The sequence below is a fragment of the Sphingomonas kaistensis genome, from assembly GCF_036884275.1.
Lineage (GTDB): Bacteria > Pseudomonadota > Alphaproteobacteria > Sphingomonadales > Sphingomonadaceae > Sphingomicrobium > Sphingomicrobium kaistense_A.
The window spans coordinates 1,723,458-1,742,726 of the sequence record NZ_CP145607.1; the positions used below are offsets into that span (position 1 = coordinate 1,723,458).

The window sequence follows — 19,269 nt, forward strand, 5'->3', positions numbered from 1 at the left end:
TCGATGCTCGTGACTTGGTCCCAAGCAAACTGCCGTAGCAGCCGTCGAACGCGGCTGCAGAGGCCCCGGCGGCAAAGCCGCCGACGGGCAGCCCCGCTGCCCCGCAAAGTAAAATTGGCCCGGAAATTTTACGGTATTGCGCCCGTTCCGGGTAGCTGTGTCACGGCTTACCACGAGCATGCAGTGTCACCGCATACCACCGAAGATGTGTCACGCCATACCACTCGCGTTGCTGCTGGAGGGGCAAGCGATGCAGCGAGTTGATCTCAATCACGAATGTTGGGGCGTACGCGGCCGCGTTGACGATTACGCGATCTGCGCCGCAGCATTCCTGGCAGCGCAGCAACTTCTTGGTCGTCACGCCCGCACGGAAGCCCCGTTTGCGGCTCTGACTGCCCTAGGCTCCGCCCTGCCGCAGGGTGAGGACTTCGACGGAGGTGCTCTGGCCCGGGCTTGGTTGCTCAACCCGCCCATTCGGCGTCTCGACGAGGCTCTGCTCCGGCAGATCTCCAGTGCGATCTCCCGGGGAGTGGATCCGGACTATGGACCAGCATGCCTGTCGGTGGCGAGCCATATCCTCACCATCTTGAATCTGCATCTTGGTACGGGTGGGGTTCTGTCGCCGACTTTGGCCGAGCTGATGATTGCCGGCTCACCAGTAGAGCGAGGACAGTCGGTTGCGTGCGCTTTCCCGCAAGCGTCGCATTTGGCCTTGCGGCTTGCGGTATCGAATCCAGTCAGGTTCTTCGCTGGCAACGAGATCGTGGCGATAACGTCAGCCTTGCTGGGCATAGGAACTCGGAGTGGCTTGTCGGTCGATGTCAGAGACCCTCTCTCGCGCAGCGCGTTCGGCAGTAGGCGTTCAGAACTGTCATGCTGGTCTTCTTCCGAAGTCGAACACCTTTTTTCTCTGCCACCTCTGGGGAAGCGGTACGACCTGGGAGACGGGGGTGGGCCCAAACGTGCTGAGGTCCTGCAGTTCGAGGAACTGGACGATCTTTGGTCCAAGACCATGATAACGGTCGTAACGGATGGCTTTCTTCATCGAAGTTCAGGCCAGGAACGACGTATCCGAGAGATGATCCTGCGCCGGTCAAACGCTGTGGTTACATCACTTCCCGCAGGTGTTTGCGGTGCTGGTCGCGAAACGAACTCTACCCTGTTGATCTTCGGGCGGGACGAGCCCGGAGAAGTCGTTTTCCACGATGGACGGCGTTTAGCGGAGAGTGTGGCTCGGCCAACTCAGCAGCACTTGCTTGCGCATCTCGCGGCCTTACCGGCGATGCTAGGTGAGAGCCCGGAGAGACACAGGAGTGTTCCTACTGCTGAGATCGAGGCCGAAGCCTTCAATCTCTCCGTTGAGCGTTACCTAGGGGCCAGCCCTCCAGGTCCCAGCACACGGCCGCGACGTTCGATTCCGATGAGGCTCGACATCGTCGCTGAAGTCATAAGGCCGCAGGCCGCGAAAACGCTACCCGCCGAAGTCGAAGAGTCCTTCGAGGCGCACGAACTCACTACCGCCGACATCGTTGATGGGGGGGTGACCCGACCCTCGAAACTTGTTCGCTTCTCGTTGGCAGATCGAGACCGCGTGTCCCGGTCGGCTGTGCAGTCTCGCGACATAGTGGTTTGCGTGAAGGGAAGGGTTGGGCTGGTGGGAATGGTACCAGATCTTCGCAAAGATGGACGGCCGTGGGTGATCTCCCAGAGCTTCGCCATTGTCCGAGCCAGGGTCGAGCCTCGGTCGGATCTCTCCTTGATTTTAGCAGCGCTTCTTACGGCACCAGGGGTCATTGATCGCCTTCAGGCACTTGCTGGTGGGACGTCAGTACAGATGCTCCAAATGGCGGATCTGCGGGCCTTCGAAGTTCCAATGCCCATCGCTTTCGAAGAAGCAGATGCGCTGGAAGGCATTCGAGAAATTGAGAAGATGCGGTGGCAGGTCGAAGAGCTGTGTCAGGCCATACGACGCAAGCAGCAGACAGTATGGACAACTCTCTGGGGCGTGCCAGCAGAAACAGTGAAGTTGTAGATCAGCTACATGGAACGGCGGGGAGGGCAGCACAGTCGGATTGAGAGTGTAACGCGAGCCACGGTGAAGAGCCGCTGAGGTGGGCGCTTGGCCCTTACAAGCGCTTCTCGCGCCTGCTCGGACGCGGGGTAATGTTAATGCTGCCGGGCACCTGCTTCGCTTAACGGTACTCGACTTAGAGCCTTACTCGCCGCATGAAGCGCGGAGAAGTGCCGTCCAGCCGCGCTCGCTTGCTTCTCTTAGGCCGGCTCAACTGCGTTGAGGTATATATGACCGCACCTTTCGGGATTGAATTCTACTCCGCAGTGGCGGACCTACAAATCTTAACTGACCTGGGACAGGGGAAGTTCTTTGTATCGGCGCCCAAGCCCCATCCTTCCTTCGAGCAATATGTCGTGCAGGCCACACCTGGATTGGGTGTCGTGTGGATCAAGGCAGTCTCGCCGGTCCTCAACAACGACGCCTATGGAACTCGGGTTCGACAGCAGCATGGCGACCTCCGAGGCCAGCTGGAGAAGAGGTACGGACCCGGAAAAACGACTGACTTCCTAGTGGCCGGATCGATTTGGGACGAGGACCGCGACTGGACGCAAGGACTCAGTGCCAATGAGCGCCACTACTTCACCATATGGGAAAGACCCTATGCGCAGCTGCCCGAGGATCTGACGAATGTGTTCTTGGGTGCAAACGGCTTCGGAGGTGATGAGACCAGCTTCTCGATCGAGTACTCTTCCGCGAAGCTGGGGGTTGCTGAGGAAGAGATCAGGGACATGCTGTCGGACCTGCTATGATCCCTACACGTCCGAGAGACCATCGTCACACCCCGTACCGTTTGTTGCCGCCGCTGGTGATGCAGTAGCGCCCACCACGCGGGCCGATGCAAACGCGCGAGCCGGAACAGGGGCAGCTTGAACCCGAGTAGCTACCCTTCGAGCTGCGGTAGTTGCGGGATGCGCCCCGATGCCTCGATCGCGAGTACTCCCGCGTTGACTTGCCTCTCTTACGGGCGACGTACCCCGCGCCGCCCGCCGCTACAGTGGAGCCGGTGCCGGCTGACATCAGCCCTTGCGCGCCTGACGTCGAGTCAGCGGCTGCTGTGCTTTCACCCGGGGCGCTTGCAAGGAAGGAACTCGACACCCAGCAATCGCCGCCGGCGCGGGTGACGCGCGCCCACTCGCCGCGGCGCTCAGCGACGATCACTTGGATGTTCCGGGTGAGACCCTCCGATACCGCTGCCGAAGCATTTGGCTCACGCCGGCAGTTCAGGCTTCGCGCCGCAACGTAGGCAGATTCCGACACCGCGGCCTGAGGCGAAGCGCGGGGCGCTTCTGAAAAATCTGACGAGCACTTTCCTAAGAGAAACAGGATGAAGATGATCGCCAGCACGCCGCCGCAGCCCTGGCCCACGGAAGAGTCCTGCTGTGTCGATCTCGCTGGCGTCGCCGGAAGCGTGGTTAACCTTGCAGACGTCGGCTGCGTGCCGGACGCCCTGTCGATCCTTACGGGCTTCCTCATTGCAGTGCTCCCCCTAGGCCGCGTTCTCCCGCCGACCCTGAGAACAGACTGCCGAACTGTCCCGTTCAGGGCAACAAGTCACTGTCCGCATTGAAATAAGCGCTCGACCCGATAGTCTGCCGCGCGACGAACCTGGAAGAAGGGAGTCGTCCGAAAATGGGGGAACACGAAGGTGAGCGAAGAAGACTTGCGGCCGCGCTGGGTCCGCGACCTAACGCGCTTTCTTCCCCTCAAGAGCCAGTTCGTGCTGACCGGCAACGTGCGGGACCTGCAGATACGCGACGTCGGGGGGACTGCCGTCGCAGCCCCGCTGTCCGACGTCTTAGCGGCGACGCTCTGCGAGGGTGGTTACGCCGATGTTGTCCGCTACGATCCCCTTACGGGCTTCGCGGTGCTGGCGCGCCCCGACGGGTCTCAGGGTGACCCCGACGGAGTCCTCACCCGGCTCGGGCTTACGCCGTCCGACGGCCGGGCCCCGGCGGGCCAGGATCTCTTCGGGACCACGCTCGAGCGGCTTGTCAGGCTCGACGGTCCTCCGGTCGCCTTAGTCGCTGACTTCGCCTCCCGCCTCGTTGTCCGCAACGATGCGCTGTCGCCGCAGGAGCAGGCTCTCTTCACCCGCGCGCTCGTGCTGAGCCAGTCAGCGGAGGCGCGCCCCGTCGGGCCTTGCCGCGCACCCCGCTACAACTGCGTAGTCTGGATCGCCGAGAGGGAGGGCGATCTCCCCGACTGGCTGACGATCGACAACCCGAGGCTCCGCCACATACCGGTCGCGCCGCCTGATCGGGCGGCGCGGGGCGCCGTCGCGCCGTCACTGGTCCGCGGCATGCCTGGAGCCCGCGAGGCTGGACAGGACGTGGTAGACGCGGCCGTGGCAGACTTAGTGGACGCCACGGAGGGAATGCTGCTGGTCGACCTCAGCGCGGTCTCGCAGCTTGCGCGAACCGAAGGGGTAACGGTGCAGGACGTGGCGGAGGCCGTCCGACGATACAAGGTTGGCGTGACGGAGGATGCCTGGCGCAAGATAGAGCGCGACAGGATCCGTGGCGGCGCCGACATCATCAAGCGTCGGGTAGTTGGGCAGGACCACGCAGTCGTGCACATGCTGGATATCGTAAAGCGCGCGGCAACGGGCATCGGCGGGGGGCGTCGCGGGGGTCGGCCCCGCGGCATTGCATTCCTCGCCGGGCCGACCGGGGTCGGCAAGACCGAGCTGGCGAAGACCATCACCGAACTGCTCTTCGGCGACGAGAGCGCATACATTCGCTTCGACATGTCTGAGTTCAGCGCCGAGCACGCAGACCAGCGGCTCATCGGTGCGCCGCCCGGGTACGTCGGCTATGACGCCGGCGGCGAACTCACAAACGCGGTCCGTGAGCGCCCATTCTCGGTGGTCCTTTTCGACGAGATCGAGAAAGCGCATCCGCGCATCCTCGACAAGTTTTTGCAGATACTCGACGACGGGGTCCTGACGTCAGGCCGAGGCGACCGAGTTTACTTCTCGGAGGCGCTGATCGTCTTCACCTCGAACCTCGGGATCTATTCGACTGCACCCGATGGCAGCCGCCAAGCCAACGTCACGCCAGACCAACCCTTCCAGGAGGTGCGCTCGCGCGTTCGCGCCGAGATTGGCAACCACTTCAAGTTAGTCCTGAACCGCCCCGAGATCCTCAACCGCTTCGGTGAGAACGTCATCGTCTTCGATTTCATCCGACCAGCAGTGGCGGAGGAGATCTTCGCGTCCATGGTGCGCTCGGTCCTGGCCGATGCGGAGACGTCCGGTTACCGTATCAGCCTGTCTTCCGAGGCTTGGGACGCGCTACGGCACTTGTGCACCGCCGACCTCTCGAACGGCGGCCGCGGCATCCGCAATCAGATCGAGGCACACTTGATCAATCCGCTCGCTCGCGCCCTGTTCGACCGCGAGTCCGATGTCCCGGCTACCGTGCTGCGCGTCGAGACCGGCACCGTCACGACCCTTGTGTTGGAGGACGCGTGACAACCGTTTCCATTTCGAGATTGCACTTCCCCGTCACCACCCTCGGCCCAGGACGGCGGGTCGGCCTGTGGTTCCAGGGTTGCTCCATCCGATGTCCCGGCTGCATCTCGGTCGACACATGGGAGCCGGGCGTCGGGTCCGTGCTCCTCGCTGATGTCCTCCATCGGCTCGCCGCGATTGCCGGCGAGGCCGATGGACTGACCGTCTCGGGCGGCGAGCCGTTCGATCAGCCGCACGCGCTTGCCGCGATCCTCACGCACTGGCGCACTACCGCCGCGTCCCCTACGCTCATCTTCACCGGTAGGGAGCTTGCCGACGTTAAGGGGTGGCTTTCCGATCACCCCGGCCTAGTCGATGCGCTTGTCACCGGACCGTTTCGCTCAGATCTGCCGCAGACGCTCGCGATGCGCGGCAGCGACAACCAACGCATTCAAGTCTTGACTGCCGCCGGTGCGGGGATGCTGGCCTATGACCGTCCAGCCACTGCCGACGATCGACGGCTAGACGTGGCGTTCGATGAGCACGGCCACGCCTGGCTGGCGGGCATCCCAGCACGCGGCGAGATGGGACGGCTCAGGCGCGCTCTTGCGGCCGCTGGGCACCGCGCCGTCACGTCCGACAAAATGGGAGCATTCTCTTGATCAGGTTCTGCCCCAACTGCCGGTCTGAGCGCCCTCCAACTGAGACTTTCTGCGAGGGTGAGGTTGACGACGCGCCCTGCGACTGGCCGCTGTCGTCGCAGCCCTTACGACCTAATGGCTGGCGACCGGAGCAGATCGCTCCCGCTGCCCCTGGCGCGGCAGCGGCGCCGTTCTGCGTGAACGGCCACGCCGTAGACCCCGGCGACATCATGTGCGCAGAATGCGGCGGTGACATCGCGGAGAGCGCCGATAACACTGCTCCGCTCGAAGAGTCCGATCGGCCGAACCTGGCCCCGGCCGGGTTGGATCATGGGGCGAGTTCAGCCGCGGAGGCGGCTTCCGAGACGGTCGTTGCGGGCTGGCGGCTCCTCCGGCGTCTGCCGACCACTAGCCAGGTGCGCGAGCGGTACGAGGTCGTCCACGGCGATGACGGTCGCGAGGCGGTCCTCACCCTTTACGCAAACGGGAGTGAGCCGGACACGGAGGTCTATGACGCGCTTCGCACGCTGAACCGCGACCACGTGCCCGAGATCTACGAGACGGGGCGCTGGGAGGACCGGGCGTACGAGGTCGCGGAGGACGTGCGTGGCGGCACCTTTGCCGACCTAGGCTTGCTGGCTGACGATCATGTCACGATGTCGAGTATCCTGCGCGAGGTCGGCGGCGCGCTCGCGGCTTTGGGGGAGTGCGGGCTTCGCCATCGTGATCTGCGGCCGGGGGCCATCCTCGTCCGTCAACGCGAGCCGCTGGATCTCGTGCTCGGCGGGTTCGGCTCGGCCCGCCTCTCGGAATATGACCTAGACGTCGTCTCGCCGCTTGAGATCACCCGATACACCGCCCCCGAGGCGGTCGCTGGCGGAGTCGCCGCAGCGAGCGACTGGTGGAGCCTGGGGATGCTCATTCTCGAGCAAGTCACACGCGGCGAGTGCTTCGCCGGTGCGGACGACCAAACATTCCTCATCACGGTGCTTACCAACGGAGCGCCAATACCCGACGGCTTGGCGCCGCCCGTTGACGCGCTGCTGCGCGGCCTGCTCTCGCTCGACCGTCACTCTCGGTGGCAGTGGGCGGAGCTCCAGCGTTGGCTCGCCGGCGAAGTCCCGCCGGCGCCGCCGGCGCTTCGTGCCGCTGACCACGAAGGCGGGCGCTCCATAAGACTGGCTGGGGCGAGGCACCCAAGTCCGGAGCGCTTCGCGCTCGCGGCCGCCGAGGCCACTGCCTGGGACGAGGCCCGCTCCATGCTGCTCGGCGGCGAGCTCGCCACTTGGCTCGAGGAGGCTGGTCAGCATGCCGGCCTAAGGGCCGAGATCCGCTCAATCGTCACGCTTGAGGGCGTGTCCAATGACATGCGCCTGGCGCTGGCGCTGAAGGCGCTCAACCCATCGATGCCGCTGGTGGTGCGCGGCGAGATTGTGACGCCGGGCTGGCTCCTGGACCATCCCGAAGAGGGTTACGCGCTGGTCACCGGGCCCGTGCCCGATCGGCTCGAGCGGGACGACGACGAGGTCTGGCTGGCGCGCCTCAAGCGCCGCGAGGCCCGCGTTCGCGAGCGCGCGCGCCAGCTCGACGTCGAACTCGATGAAGCGCAGCTGCGTGTCACGGCGCTTTCGACCTCGAAGAGTCGCCTGGCTGCCGTATGGGACGAGCGCCGCCGCATCCTCCCGGATACCGACCACCCCGGACTGCTCGCGATCGTCGAGCGTCGCGTGACCGAGGAGGAGGACCTGATCCTCCTGCTGAGCGCGGCCGCCACCCAGTTCCGCGCAGCCGACGCGATTGTCGACGAGGCGGAGGACGCTGCGCGCCGGGCCGGTGTCGACGCCTTCGATCGGAATGCCGCTCTAGCTCGGACGGCGACGTCGCGGCGCGAGCTCCACGCCGAGATCGAAGCCCGCCTCGAGGGCTTCGCCAGGTGTGGTCGGGACCGCATCGACGAATGGGGTGACCAGTTTCGGCTTGAGCGGCGCCTGCCGCTCGCCCGGGCTCTCGCACTGTTGGCGGTTCCGTCTGGCGAATGGCGACAGCCGCCGCGCCAAGCCTACGTCGCCACGCTGCTCGACTTCTACGCGCGGCGCATCACAGGCGCGATCATGCGCGGACCGCTCACCAGACTTATCGTCGGGAAGACGACCGCGCGCGTCGACCTCGCCGAACTCGACAGTCCACGTCGAACTGCGGCGTCGCTCCTCGACCACGTGCTACTGCGCAACGAGCAGGTCATCGACGTCGATCCGCACGCGTTCGCTGAAGATCCGCGAGTTGAGCGGCGGCTTCGCACCCTTCATGCCCACGCGACGCTCTACCGCCGCGACACCGGTATTGACGGACTCTATCTTGGCTTTCCATTCCTAGTGATGCAGGAGGCCAACCGTTCAACGCGGCCGCGCATCGCGCCTGTGTTACTGTGGCCAGTCAGGCTTCACCCGGAGACCGGCTCGCGTGGCCGTGTCACTCTCGCTTTTGACCGGGACCGCGAGGAGGTCCGTCTCAATCCGGCGTTCGAGACGCTCCTCGGCATCGACGCGGCGCGACGCTGGCAGGATGTAGCTGACGAGGTGCTGGGCCGCTCCTCAGCGACGGCCGCCGAGGTAGTGGAGGCTTTCGGCGAACTGGCCGAAGCAAAAGGGCCGACGCTTGCGTCCTTGCCCTCGAAGGACCTGCGCGTCGCGCCTGGTGAGGACCGGGTCTTCTGCTCTGCCGCGCTGTTCCACTTGGGCTTCATGGGGCAAGCCGTCATGGAGGATTTGCGGCAGCTGAAGGCCATGCCGCCTGCGGGGAGCAGCCTAGAGACGGCGTTCAGGGTCGGCGAGGAAATCCGCCGCCCCGAGGTGCCGCACGTCCCCGAGCGCGAGCGCTACTTCACGACCGACAGCGATCCCTCCCAGGAGGCTGCGGTCCTGGAGGCGAGGGCCGGCCGAGGTCTGCTTGTGGAGGGTCCGCCGGGCACGGGTAAGAGCCAGACAATCGTCAACATGGTCGCCGACGCGATCGGCACCGGCCGCAGCCTGCTGGTCGTCTGCCAGAAGCAGGCGGCTCTTGAGGTGGTACATAAGCGGCTTGAAGCGGCGGGTCTCGGTAATCGCATCGTGATGGTGAATGACGTCAACAAGGACCGGGAGCCCGTCATTCGTGCGGTCCGCGATCAGCTCGAGGACCTCTTCCAACGCCCGCACGGCGCGTCCGGCTGGCGTCAGCAGCGGGAGCAGACTGCCGCGCGTATCGAGGCTCTCGAGCGCGACCTCGATGGCCAGCACCGCGCTCTGCACGCCGCGGATCAACAAACGGGCCTCTCGTATCGGCTGGTCCTTGGCGACCTGATCGGCCTTGCCCGCGAGGGCGCCACGCCCGCGCTCCCGTCACTGCGCCACACGTTGGCCGGGCTGGATCCGGGCAGGCTCGCCGTGCTGCAGGAGGTCTGTGCACCGACGGCCCGGCTCTGGCTCCCCGCCCGCTACGAGGGCAGCCCGTTGGCCGAAGCCCGTGCATTCGGCACCGATGACGGAAGCGTTGAGACCTTCGGGGATGACATCCGCGCCTTCCACATCGCCGAGATGTCGCGGGACGAAGTCCTGGAGCGGACCCCTGATGCGTTGGCGATCGAGGATCCCGAGCCCTATCGTGCTTGGTCGATTGCGAACGGCAGGAGCCTTCTTGATCTCCACGAAAGCCAGCGAGAACGCCTGGCGCGCTGGCTCGACCGGTTCGCGGGGGCCGCGGATCGCCAGCCCGGTTCCACTGCGGCGCAGACAGAGTTGGCGGAGCTCGAGCGTGCGATGCTCGCCTTGGCCGCGGACGAAGCCCCGACGGATGCAGTCGAGGTTGCGCGCGCAATGGAAGACGCGGAGCTTCAAGAGTGGCTCGCGATCTCGGACCGTCTCCTGCGTCGTCCGACTCTCCTTCAACGGCTGTCTCCAGGCCGCTGGATGGCTGCCTGGAAACGCCGGGGCTTGATGCGCCGGCAGGGCTTGGCCGATCGTGCCGCCCTGGGAGCCGCGCTTCACCGGGAGACGGGGTTGCGGCCGCTGCGCTCGCGACTGATCGAGGTGACCACTGCCGCCGGCGAGCCCGCCGGCCAGCTTCCGCCGCAGCGAGTTCCCGAACTTCTGGCGCACCTCCGGGTGCTCAAGGCGGAACTTGCCGCTGCCGAGGCACTAGTGCTGCGGCTTGAGTCCTATCCCGAGCCGCGCGTTGCCCTGGCGATGGCCCGTGCCGCCACCCGTGGCGCGGTCGAGGATCTCATCGAGGGGATCGACCAAGGTCTCGCGCGGCATGCAGCTCGCACCGCCTCGCGTGCCGCCCTCGCGCTCATGCGACCGTGGATGCAGGACGGTTGGATCGAGGCGCGCGAGGCAGCCATTGGGGCGAACGCACCCGGGGCGGAGGCCGCCACGCCGCTGCTGGATGAGCTGCCGCACGTGTCCGCCTACCAGCGATTTCGCGCGAGGGTCCCGCAGCTTGGCGACGAGGCGATGGCGGTGTTTGGCCAATTGGCGAGGATCCGTGATCAACTTGAGCAGCTGCCGCGCGCGGACCTCGAGCCTACGGTGCGGCGCATTATGGGCATCGAAGCGCGGCTCGCCTGGAAATCCCGTATGGAGGCAGCCGACCCGACCCTGATGCTGGAGGCCGACGAGCTCGAGGCAAAGGCGGCCTCGCTCAAGACTGCGGACAGGGAGATGCGTGGCCTAAACCGCCGGCTCCTCGTCGATGGGCTTGATGCCAGTCGCCTGAGGCCGCTCCGCGAATGGGAGGATATTACGCGGCTTCGAGGTGTACGCGCCCGTCGGCTGCGAGAGTTCGTCGAGCGTGGCGCGGACCTCGGCTTGATGCAGCTTCGGCCAGTCTGGCTCGTGAATCCCGACGTCGCGAGCCGGCTTCTTCCCTTGCGCAGGGCTCTTTTCGACACAGTCATCTTCGACGAGGCCTCGCAGATGCCGGTCGAGTATGCGCTTCCGACACTCTATCGCAGCGGCGCGATGATCGTGAGCGGCGACGAGAAGCAGATGCCTCCCACTGCCTTCTTCTCCAGCCGCGTCGAAAACGACGAGGCCGAGGTCTTCGAGGGGCAGGCGGCCGACGAGGATTTACCGGAAGAGGACCGCGACGCGGTCGAGGAGACCTGGAACCGGCGCGAGATCAAGGACTGCCCCGATCTCTTGCAACTGGCGAAGACTGTGCTGCCGTCGACTACGCTGCAGATCCACTACCGGTCTGCGTACCGCGAGCTTATCCAGTTCTCGAATGCGTCCTTCTACGTCAATCGCCTGAGTGTGCCGGCGCGCCATCCGGCTGACGAAGTGCGACGCAAGCGGCCGGTCGAGATGATCCGCGTCGACGGCACCTACGTCGGTCAGACCAACCCCGAGGAGGCGGAGCGGGTTGCGGACATCCTGCGGGACATCTGGGCTGACACCGTCACCAGCCCTCCGACCATCGGCGTGGTTACCTTCAACCGCAAGCAGGCGGACCTGATCGAGGAGGTCCTGGAGGACCGTGCAGAAGCTGATCCCGCTTTCCGGACGGCGCTCTCCCGCGAACGCGAGCGTGTGGAGGGCGGTGAGGACATGGGCCTGTTCGTCAAGAATGTCGAAAACGTGCAAGGCGACGAGCGTGACGTGATCGTCTTCTCCTCGACATTCGGGCGCAACGCTCAGGGGACCTTCCGCCGATCGTTTGGGGTGCTCGGGCAGACCGGTGGGGAGAGACGCCTCAACGTCGCGGTGACCCGCGCGCGGCAGAAGGTGGTCTTGGTGACCTCGATGCCGATCCCGCTGATCTCGGACCTGCTCTCGACGCGACGACAGGCCGGTAGCCCCCGCGACTTCCTCCAAGCCTACTTCGAGTATGCCCGTGCGCTTTCAGATGGCGATCTCGAGGCTGCCGAGGCGCTGCTCTCGCGGCTGACGCCCGAGCCGCGTCGTCAGCGTTCGCGTGAGGGGGCTGGCGACGGCCTCGAGGTGGCAGTGGCCGAGGAGATCCGCTCGCTAGGCTGGGAACCCGCTTCCGTAGGCGACGACGGCGCTTTCGGCCTCGATTTTGCGATCGAGGACCCGCGCTCTGGGCTTTACGGGATCGGCATTGAATGCGACGCGCCCAGGCATCCGCTCCTCGAGAGCGCCCGCGCCCGTGAGATGTGGCGGCCGGACGTGCTAAGGCGGTCGATCCCGACGATCCACCGGGTTTCCTCGCATCGTTGGTTCCATGAGCCTGACCTGGAGCGTGAGCGGCTGCGGAGAGCGGTAATCTCGGCAATGGGGGTGCTGGCGTGAGCGGACCGAAGGTCGTGCGCATTGTTACGCGCGAGGAGATCATGGAGATCTGCCACGGGCACCTAGCCCGCGTGGATGCGGCGCTCGCGGAATGGATCAGGATTGGACGCAGGAACGACTGCATCGAAGAGGAGGCGGTGACTGCGGCTCAAAGGCGGCGGGACGCACTGGCCGCGATGATTGCGGCCGACCGCTTCATGGAGCTGCAGAAGCAAGCCCCGGTCGAGGAGGAATTTCTGCGGGCCGACATGCAGCGCAGGCTAGTAGCGATTGCAGCCGAGCAGGCGGCCGCTCGGTCGAAAGAGCGGCGCGGGCGTGAAGCGGCGGCTACCCTTCTGCGCCGGCTGCGGGAGCTGGACGCTCCCCTCGACGTCGGCATGGCGACAGCCTTGGAACGGGGTGACGCGGAAGCGCTTGCCGCCGGGTTCGCGATTTTGGCGGAAGCTACAAGGCAGCAAGGTGCTGCCCCCGGCCTTGCGGCGCGCCTCATGGACGGGTCACCCGCCTCGTCGTTCGCGGACTGGCTCGCCATGCAGCCGATGGCGCCCGCGGACCCGGCGATCGAGCGGATCGCCGCCCGCCTCGACGAGCTCGACGCGATCGGTGGAGTGGACACGGCAGGCCTGCGGGCGCGGCTGGACGAGACCAACTTGGCAAATACGGCTCGTCGCGGCTTGCTGGTTGACGGCCTGGAGGTGGAGTCCGGGCGTAGGCTGAGCGACGCCCGCCAGCGCGCCTCGTTGCGGGCCGACCTCCTACTCGTGCGCGCCGAACTTGCGGCTGCCGGGGGAGCAATTCCAGAGGGCGACATCGAGAGCTTCGACGCGGCGGCACTCGAGGCTGCGATCGCTTCGGATCGTGCCGCCATTGACGATCTTCGGGCCAAGCGCGCCACGGCTGCGCGCCGTGCGGCGGTGCTCGAGGGTCTCGCCGGCCTTGGCTATGAGGTCACCGAAGGTATGGCGACTTCGCTGGCAGACGAGGGGCGACTAGTGCTCCGGAGCGCCGCGCGACCAGATTACGGTGTTGAAGTCAGTGCGGTGGCGGGCGCCGAGCGCATGCAGCTGCGTCCGGTTGCGTTCGAGGCGGGCGGCTCTGGACCACACCCCGGCCGCGACCGCGACGCCGAGACGATCTGGTGCGGCGACGTCTCGAAGTTGCAAGACGCTCTGGAGACGACCGGCGGTGGCCTAGTTATCGAGCGTGCGCTACCCATCGGGGCCACGCCGCTCAAGCGGATCGCGGTCGAGCGAGCGAAAGGCGGAGTCGCCGCCGCGGATGCTCCCGCGCTGCGAGAGCGAACGCTCCGCTGATCGTCACCGGGGTGGGCGCCAGCCGGCGGCGGCTGCCTGGGCCTCGCTGCAGAACCAGCGTTCCCCGTTTCCGGGGTCGATCCGGACTGCCAGGTAGTCCCGGGACCCCGGGCGGTGGTAGATGCGTGCTCCCTTCGAGCTCACATTACCTTTCACCAAGCAACGCGGGTCGGGTGGAGCCTGCGCCGCAACCGTCGCGGTACGGGCTCGCCGGTATTCCTCGGGTCTCTGAAAACGGAGTGCCCAGATGCCTCGCCGCGCCGCCCGGGCGCGGCCCTCTGCATCGATGTACTGGAGGGAGTATTTGCGGTACGCTGTAGCCCAGCCTGTCTCGACAAGAGATCGCCCGAGATCGGCGCCATCAATCCTGCAGCGCGCGACGACGCGTCCGTATCGGTCTCGGTCCATCGCGGAGCACTGCAGCGTTCTGCCTTGGACACGCGATCTCAACCATCGTGCCGCGAATTGGCCGCAGGGCACCTTCTCTGCACCGACCCCGCATGTTTGCGACATTTCCGGGGCGTCGACACCGAACAGGCGAACGCGCTCGCTCCCGACGTGCAGCGTGTCGCCGTCGACCACCTCTGCGCGACCGGCGAATGTAACCTGCGCGGCCAGTGCCAATGCAATCCAAGACAATGAGAACCCCCTCAGGCCGCAGGGGGCCCAATTCTCTATAAGCGCTCGCAGGGGAACGGAAGTCTAGGGGGGAAGATGGTCATCTCGCGGCAGTTCGCCCGCGGCTTGGTTCGCACGATGCGCGCGATGGACCGAGCGGCAAAGCAGGCCGAGCGGCAGCGGATTGCCCGGCAGAACGCGTTACATCGGAAGGCGATGCTGGACGCGTCCGCGCAGGCAGTCGCCGGCACTATCGCAATCGCATTTGTCAGCCGTCGCTCGTTCCTACGTCGCACTGGTATGCTACGTAATCACTTCTTGTGTCTTCGTATCGAACATTTACCAGTTGACCCGCGTGAGCTGATAGATCGACTTTAGCTTCGCTGGCTGCCTGCCGCGGCCCAACCATCAATTCGCATGGAAGGTCTCGGCCGGTTTCTACAAAGGTTTGGCCATCCTCAGAAACGCGACCCTTGATATTGCCCCGTGGCGGATACTCGGCCATGCGCACCTCTCGAGTTTGAGTTCCCAACGAAGTCAAGCGCAAGCATGTTGCGTGCGCGAGTCCTATGACAGCAAAGTCGCACGTTGACCGAACCAGAGCAATACACGGCCACCTTCCGATTTCGACGTATTCGCCCTGTGACTGCAGAGGCGGCGAAGCTCGCCGATACAAGGCAGCCCTCAGTCAACTCTGCGGTTCCAACACTGATGGGCACGGCCGAACCGATGGGGTTTCGGGACCGGTCACGTCAAAGGCCCTAAGCAAGTTCCAGAAACCGAGGCGCTCGCGAGGTTGTTGACGCAAGTTAGTTTCCATATAGATTGCTTCGTAAGGCCCGCTCGATTGGATCTGGAGAAGCTTGGTGTCCGACAACAGTCTAAAGCTGGGCTTGGTTACACTCGATCCAAGAGCCTTGACCTTCTTGATCGCGTTAGTGGGCTTAAACATATTCGTGCTCTGGGTCCTCAAGCGGATTTCCCTGAACACTGAACTCAAGAGCATCATCCTCGAAAAGGATCCCGCACTTTTGCAGGCGCAGGCAGCTCTCCTGGCTGCTAAATCCGATTTTCTGCGGGAGGCTAAGGTGCTGGGCGCAAGTTCTGACGAGCCGGCCGAGCTTCCGCCCGGCTCACCTGCTGATGTAATCCCTGCAAGTTTCAGCAGAATGGCTGGCGTATTAGGGTCTCTCGTACTTGTTGCGGCCCTTTGGGCTCTCGCCAACTACATGATCTGGGCTGCATTCTGGCAGCCAAATGCAATGCCTAGCGTGCTCGAGCAAACGGGCACCTTCTTTCTTGCGGGCTCATCGTTGTTCGCTCCGTATGCATTTAATCAGCTTGGAAGCATCTTTCGCGCGCAGCCCAAGCCATAATGCCGATCGCTGAAAGCCTAAGCACGAAAGCCAAAGTATCCGCCGCAAGGTGGGGCATCAAAGCATCAATTACTTTCATGATCCTGTGCTGCTTGCTGCCTGTTAGTGCAGCAAGTTCGGCGGGGCGTTTGCAAGATGGGTACGCACGAGCGCTCTATGAACCAAGCACGCACGACTACCGATTCGGTAGTGACCTTGCGCAAGCGGAAGAACGTGACCAGCCACCAAATCTCGGTCCTTACAGGATCCATTTCCTTTACGGTGGAGACGAACTCACGGACGATGCAGTCAAAGCCATCCGGGCTATTGTGCCACTCGCAAAGTCAGATCGGGTCCAGTCCATCACTGTGACTGGGCATGCCGATCGGGTCGGTCATCGATGGAGAAATCTCCGCCTCTCTCGTCGACGAGCACTAGCTGTCGCGGCCCAGTTACGTGCCGAAGGCATTGGTGGAGATAAGCTCCTGATCCGCTGGCGTGGAGAAACAAGGCTACCTTTTCCGACTGAAGACGGAATGCCGGAACCAGCAAATCGCTGCGTAGAGATAGTGATCAACCGCGAAGGAGAGAGAGATGTCTGACATCAAAGAAGTCGACGTTATGGCGGACTTCAAGCTTACTCTTGACCACTTCTACTCGCTTGTAAAGACGAATGTTGGAAATCTACAAACAGACCAAAAGGTACAAATTCAGCTTACCGCGATTCCTATCGACGTGAGTCCTGAATATACTTGGTTCTCGCTCGGCAATCTCGCCAAGTTCTTCGACGTACGGATCGATCCAGTCGGCGCCGCTGACAACGTTACGCTGCTAGCAAACGCGAAGTTTTCAAACGAGTATATTCTGTTCTTGTCTGACCTCTTGAGCTTAGTGGAGTATAAAGAGCTTGATGCAAAGACACTCAAAGACATCGATGTCCTAGGCACACGTATAAGGAACTACGAAACCCAGATCTGGGCTCTTCGTGATCAAAGGAGGGAGGCTTGGGAGAGTTACGCCCGAGGGTCTATGCACGATCTTGGTGATGTAACCGTGTTTGAGCACTGGTCTCAAAAGCATTGGACAACCAAGGAGATGTACACCCTCGCCGAGGAGCAGGCCCGCGATCAAGCGCTTAGCGATGCTCTCCGCATACGTCGCTACACCAATCCAGAGGATCAAGCCGTTGTGGACGCATACGCTGCGGCAACGTCGCCAGCCTCGCGCATGCGGTACCCTCTATATCGAGACAGTGAGTACGGCGAGGAAGCTAAAAAATTCAATGTGATTTACTTCGCAAGACTCCCGGATAATGAGTCGAGCATCTTTGCAAATCGGAAACTGCTCACGACTACGTCCACTCTTTCTCAGATCGCAAGCGGCACTCTCGGTTCGTTCAGTGACACTCTGTCGAAGACAAGCGTCGCCAATTCAAGCATTACTACGGATTGGTCTGCAAGTGGGTCTGGTGGCTATCGTTTCATCCGAGTTAGCGCTTCAGTAAGCAGTCATCAGAGTATTAAGAACGACTTCTCCAGCGCCCAATCAGTAACCGTCGGAGCCAAGTCGCTGCAGGCGCTACCGATCGTCAATGAATGGCTCAACGCGTCTATGTTCTCGCACCCTCTTGTCCTGCGGAACAGGCGTAAGTTCGAGAGATACTTGGGAGATAACGGAACTCTTCGCTTCTATCCAACCCACCTCATCATGGCAAGAGGTCTCAATTTCAAGTTCACCTCATCCCAGAATTGGTCATACGATTACGCGTCGGACTTCTCAGCGAAAGGAAGTGCCAAGGCGAAAATATTCGGAGTAGGCTGGGGTGGCGGAGGTTCTTATAGCCAAAGCAAACGAGAGCAGCGCATCGAGACTCGTGGTCATGACTTGATCATGGATGATGGCGACAACCTCCGGTTACTTGGGTATGTGGTGACGGAAAATAAGAACATCGGCGTTTCCTTGCTTGAGCAAGGGGCCACACCCAAGTCGTTCGAAAATCTCCTCGCCGAAGAGGAAAGTGCCAGGAAAGCTGCGTCCGGGGGGGTTGATGGTGGTGGTGGTGCGCCAGGTGCGTGAGGAGCCCAGGAGGGAGAGGTTGCATTCGAGGGCAAGAGTTACCCGAACGAGCGGCCTTCCTCTTTCTGCATCAGCCGAAGACTTTTAAACACCTCTCGAGAGCGTACCAATCGCCGCGAGATCAGTCGTCCGCGGCAATAATGCTCCCGGCCGCTGCAACGGCCGGGAGCCCGGCTAGACTTAGCCGAAAGACCGCCCGCTTGCGGTCGACGCATCGTTTGCTCGGAAAGTTCGAGAAGGGCGCATAGCAGACAGCTGCGACTTAGTCTGAGCCTACCATATCTGCGCCCACAGGTGGGCTCGAACATCCTTGATGCCCGAACGCCCGCGCTCAAGCATGATGCTGATGGCGCTCTTGCCTTCGAAGAGCGGCGCGATGTTCGGTCTTCTCAGCCAAGCATCGTCATCCTCGCGCCCCGGCAGAAGTGAACGAAGCGCCTGGTAGATGTCCATGAGCATCGTCAGGCGGTCCAGCAGCTGGTGCGAAGCGGCGGCTCTTGGCTGGCTGCGGACGGCGACGAGTTCGGCCTCATCTTCAAGACCCAAGAGTGTCAGCTGCTCGGCCCTAGAAAGACGCCACGTCTCCGCAAGGAAATCGACAATCGCGCCGATCGCACCAGCACGCTCCCATTTTGCTGAACCAAGCTTACCAGCCTCGAGCGACAACCGATCGGCGACCGCGTCCTTGGCGGCGGCCCGGAAGTGCCGGAGAACGTAGGCCGCAAAGAGATCCGCATCCTTGGTCTCGGCCACCTGGAAGATCGTAGGCTCCGCTGGCAGAGTTTCCAGCCAGCGGTCCAGTTTAGCGAACAGCTCCTCCTCAGAACTCATAGCCATTCTCCTTCGTCCAGCTGAGCCACTCGGCATCGACCATTGCGCGGCCCTCTTCCGGGTTGACGACGAGCGTAGGGATGAAGCGCCCAAAGCCCGAGCCGCTGAGGACATGACGGGCTGGGATCACCAGATGGCAGTGCGGGACTCCGTGGGCCCATGATGTCGCCGGGACATGAAAGCAGAACGCAACAGCTGCTTGCAGCTTAGAAGCAAGGCGCAGCCCGAACCCGCGACCCAGCTCTCGGGCTTCATGCAGGCGCAGCCGCTGCGGCACCTCGTCGACGCCGGGAAACCGGATGGTAATCTGGGCAGCGAGATGCTTGATTTGGTTACCAGATTTCGAATGGTAGGCCTCGCAGAGGTGGCGCACCGACGAGAAATGGTCCGGCGCGCCCCGGGAAAGCAGAACTTCGGCTGAGGCGGCTGTAGGTATCGGCCACGCTGCGCTGAGGTCCTCCGGGCGCTCTGTCGGGAACCAGCGTTTGCCAATCGCATCCTCGAGTCGGCGCTGAGGATCGCCAGATGCTTCCACCACGCCGAAAGAGATATCCTCGACGGCACCGGGGATGGGCTCGTAGTCGCAGGAGGGCGGGGTAGGGCGCTTCTTGATCGCCATT

Annotated in this window: 13 protein-coding genes; 9 read left to right on the plus strand and 4 right to left on the minus strand. The window is 63.5% G+C overall.

The window, feature by feature from the left end:
• Nucleotides 1–250: 250 nt before the first annotated feature.
• The gene (locus tag V6R86_RS08430) at nucleotides 251–2,032 is read left to right on the plus strand and encodes a hypothetical protein (RefSeq protein WP_338503682.1); all 1,782 of its coding nucleotides are present in this window, start codon (nucleotides 251–253) and stop codon (nucleotides 2,030–2,032) included.
• A gap of 269 nt (nucleotides 2,033–2,301) precedes the next feature.
• The gene (locus tag V6R86_RS08435) at nucleotides 2,302–2,823 is read left to right on the plus strand and encodes a hypothetical protein (RefSeq protein WP_338503683.1); all 522 of its coding nucleotides are present in this window, start codon (nucleotides 2,302–2,304) and stop codon (nucleotides 2,821–2,823) included.
• Nucleotides 2,824–2,848: 25 nt separating this feature from the next.
• On the opposite strand, the gene V6R86_RS13850 is transcribed toward V6R86_RS08435, so the two are convergent.
• A complete protein-coding gene (locus V6R86_RS13850) occupies nucleotides 2,849–3,547 on the minus strand; it encodes an SH3 domain-containing protein (RefSeq protein ID WP_425335949.1) in 699 nt (232 codons plus the stop codon).
• A 172-nt stretch (nucleotides 3,548–3,719) separates the two neighbouring features.
• Between V6R86_RS13850 and V6R86_RS08440 the strand changes: the two genes are divergently transcribed.
• The 4 genes from V6R86_RS08440 to V6R86_RS08455 all read left to right on the plus strand — a co-directional run bounded on the left by V6R86_RS08440 (nucleotide 3,720) and on the right by V6R86_RS08455 (nucleotide 13,769).
• Nucleotides 3,720–5,546, plus strand: a complete 1,827-nt coding sequence (locus V6R86_RS08440; RefSeq protein ID WP_338503685.1) for an AAA family ATPase — start codon at nucleotides 3,720–3,722, stop codon at nucleotides 5,544–5,546.
• Nucleotides 5,543–6,187, plus strand: a complete 645-nt coding sequence (locus tag V6R86_RS08445; RefSeq protein ID WP_338503687.1) for a 4Fe-4S cluster-binding domain-containing protein — start codon at nucleotides 5,543–5,545, stop codon at nucleotides 6,185–6,187. Before V6R86_RS08440 ends, V6R86_RS08445 begins: the two co-directional genes overlap by 4 nt.
• Before the next feature lie 176 nt (nucleotides 6,188–6,363).
• Nucleotides 6,364–12,456, plus strand: coding sequence for an AAA domain-containing protein (locus V6R86_RS08450; RefSeq protein ID WP_338503689.1), 6,093 nt, complete (start codon nucleotides 6,364–6,366; stop codon nucleotides 12,454–12,456).
• A complete protein-coding gene (locus tag V6R86_RS08455) occupies nucleotides 12,453–13,769 on the plus strand; it encodes a hypothetical protein (RefSeq protein WP_338503691.1) in 1,317 nt (438 codons plus the stop codon). The genes V6R86_RS08450 and V6R86_RS08455 overlap by 4 nt, the downstream gene beginning before the upstream one ends.
• Nucleotides 13,770–13,772: 3 nt before the next feature.
• On the opposite strand, the gene V6R86_RS13855 is transcribed toward V6R86_RS08455, so the two are convergent.
• Complete coding sequence (locus V6R86_RS13855; protein WP_425335984.1) at nucleotides 13,773–14,351, minus strand: thermonuclease family protein; 579 nt, start codon at nucleotides 14,349–14,351, stop codon at nucleotides 13,773–13,775.
• Nucleotides 14,352–15,253: 902 nt separating this feature from the next.
• On the opposite strand from V6R86_RS13855, the gene V6R86_RS08460 reads away from it, so the two are divergent.
• The 3 genes from V6R86_RS08460 (at nucleotide 15,254) to V6R86_RS08465 (ending at nucleotide 17,818) form a co-directional block, all read left to right on the plus strand.
• Complete coding sequence (locus V6R86_RS08460; protein WP_338503692.1) at nucleotides 15,254–15,763, plus strand: hypothetical protein; 510 nt, start codon at nucleotides 15,254–15,256, stop codon at nucleotides 15,761–15,763.
• Between the two features lie 77 nt (nucleotides 15,764–15,840).
• Complete coding sequence (locus V6R86_RS13860; RefSeq protein WP_425335985.1) at nucleotides 15,841–16,344, plus strand: OmpA family protein; 504 nt, start codon at nucleotides 15,841–15,843, stop codon at nucleotides 16,342–16,344.
• Nucleotides 16,337–17,818, plus strand: coding sequence for a hypothetical protein (locus tag V6R86_RS08465; protein WP_338503693.1), 1,482 nt, complete (start codon nucleotides 16,337–16,339; stop codon nucleotides 17,816–17,818). Before V6R86_RS13860 ends, V6R86_RS08465 begins: the two co-directional genes overlap by 8 nt.
• A 273-nt stretch (nucleotides 17,819–18,091) precedes the next feature.
• Here the strand turns inward: V6R86_RS08465 and V6R86_RS08470 are convergent, their stop codons facing one another.
• Complete coding sequence (locus V6R86_RS08470; protein ID WP_338503695.1) at nucleotides 18,092–18,649, minus strand: antitoxin Xre/MbcA/ParS toxin-binding domain-containing protein; 558 nt, start codon at nucleotides 18,647–18,649, stop codon at nucleotides 18,092–18,094.
• Nucleotides 18,639–19,268, minus strand: coding sequence for a hypothetical protein (locus V6R86_RS08475; RefSeq protein WP_338503697.1), 630 nt, complete (start codon nucleotides 19,266–19,268; stop codon nucleotides 18,639–18,641). The genes V6R86_RS08470 and V6R86_RS08475 overlap by 11 nt, the downstream gene beginning before the upstream one ends.
• Nucleotide 19,269 lies beyond the last annotated feature (1 nt).

Bases quoted from the DNA above. Each gene is read 5' to 3' on its own strand.
- V6R86_RS08430 (WP_338503682.1), top strand. From the start codon at position 251: ATGCAGCGAGTTGATCTCAATCACGAATGTTGGGGCGTACGCGGCCGC.
- V6R86_RS08435 (WP_338503683.1), top strand. From the start codon at position 2,302: ATGACCGCACCTTTCGGGATTGAATTCTACTCCGCAGTGGCGGACCTA.
- V6R86_RS13850 (WP_425335949.1), bottom strand. From the start codon at position 3,547: ATGAGGAAGCCCGTAAGGATCGACAGGGCGTCCGGCACGCAGCCGACG.
- V6R86_RS13860 (WP_425335985.1), top strand. From the start codon at position 15,841: ATGATCCTGTGCTGCTTGCTGCCTGTTAGTGCAGCAAGTTCGGCGGGG.
- V6R86_RS08465 (WP_338503693.1), top strand. From the start codon at position 16,337: ATGTCTGACATCAAAGAAGTCGACGTTATGGCGGACTTCAAGCTTACT.
- V6R86_RS08470 (WP_338503695.1), bottom strand. From the start codon at position 18,649: ATGAGTTCTGAGGAGGAGCTGTTCGCTAAACTGGACCGCTGGCTGGAA.
- V6R86_RS08475 (WP_338503697.1), bottom strand. From the start codon at position 19,268: ATGGCGATCAAGAAGCGCCCTACCCCGCCCTCCTGCGACTACGAGCCC.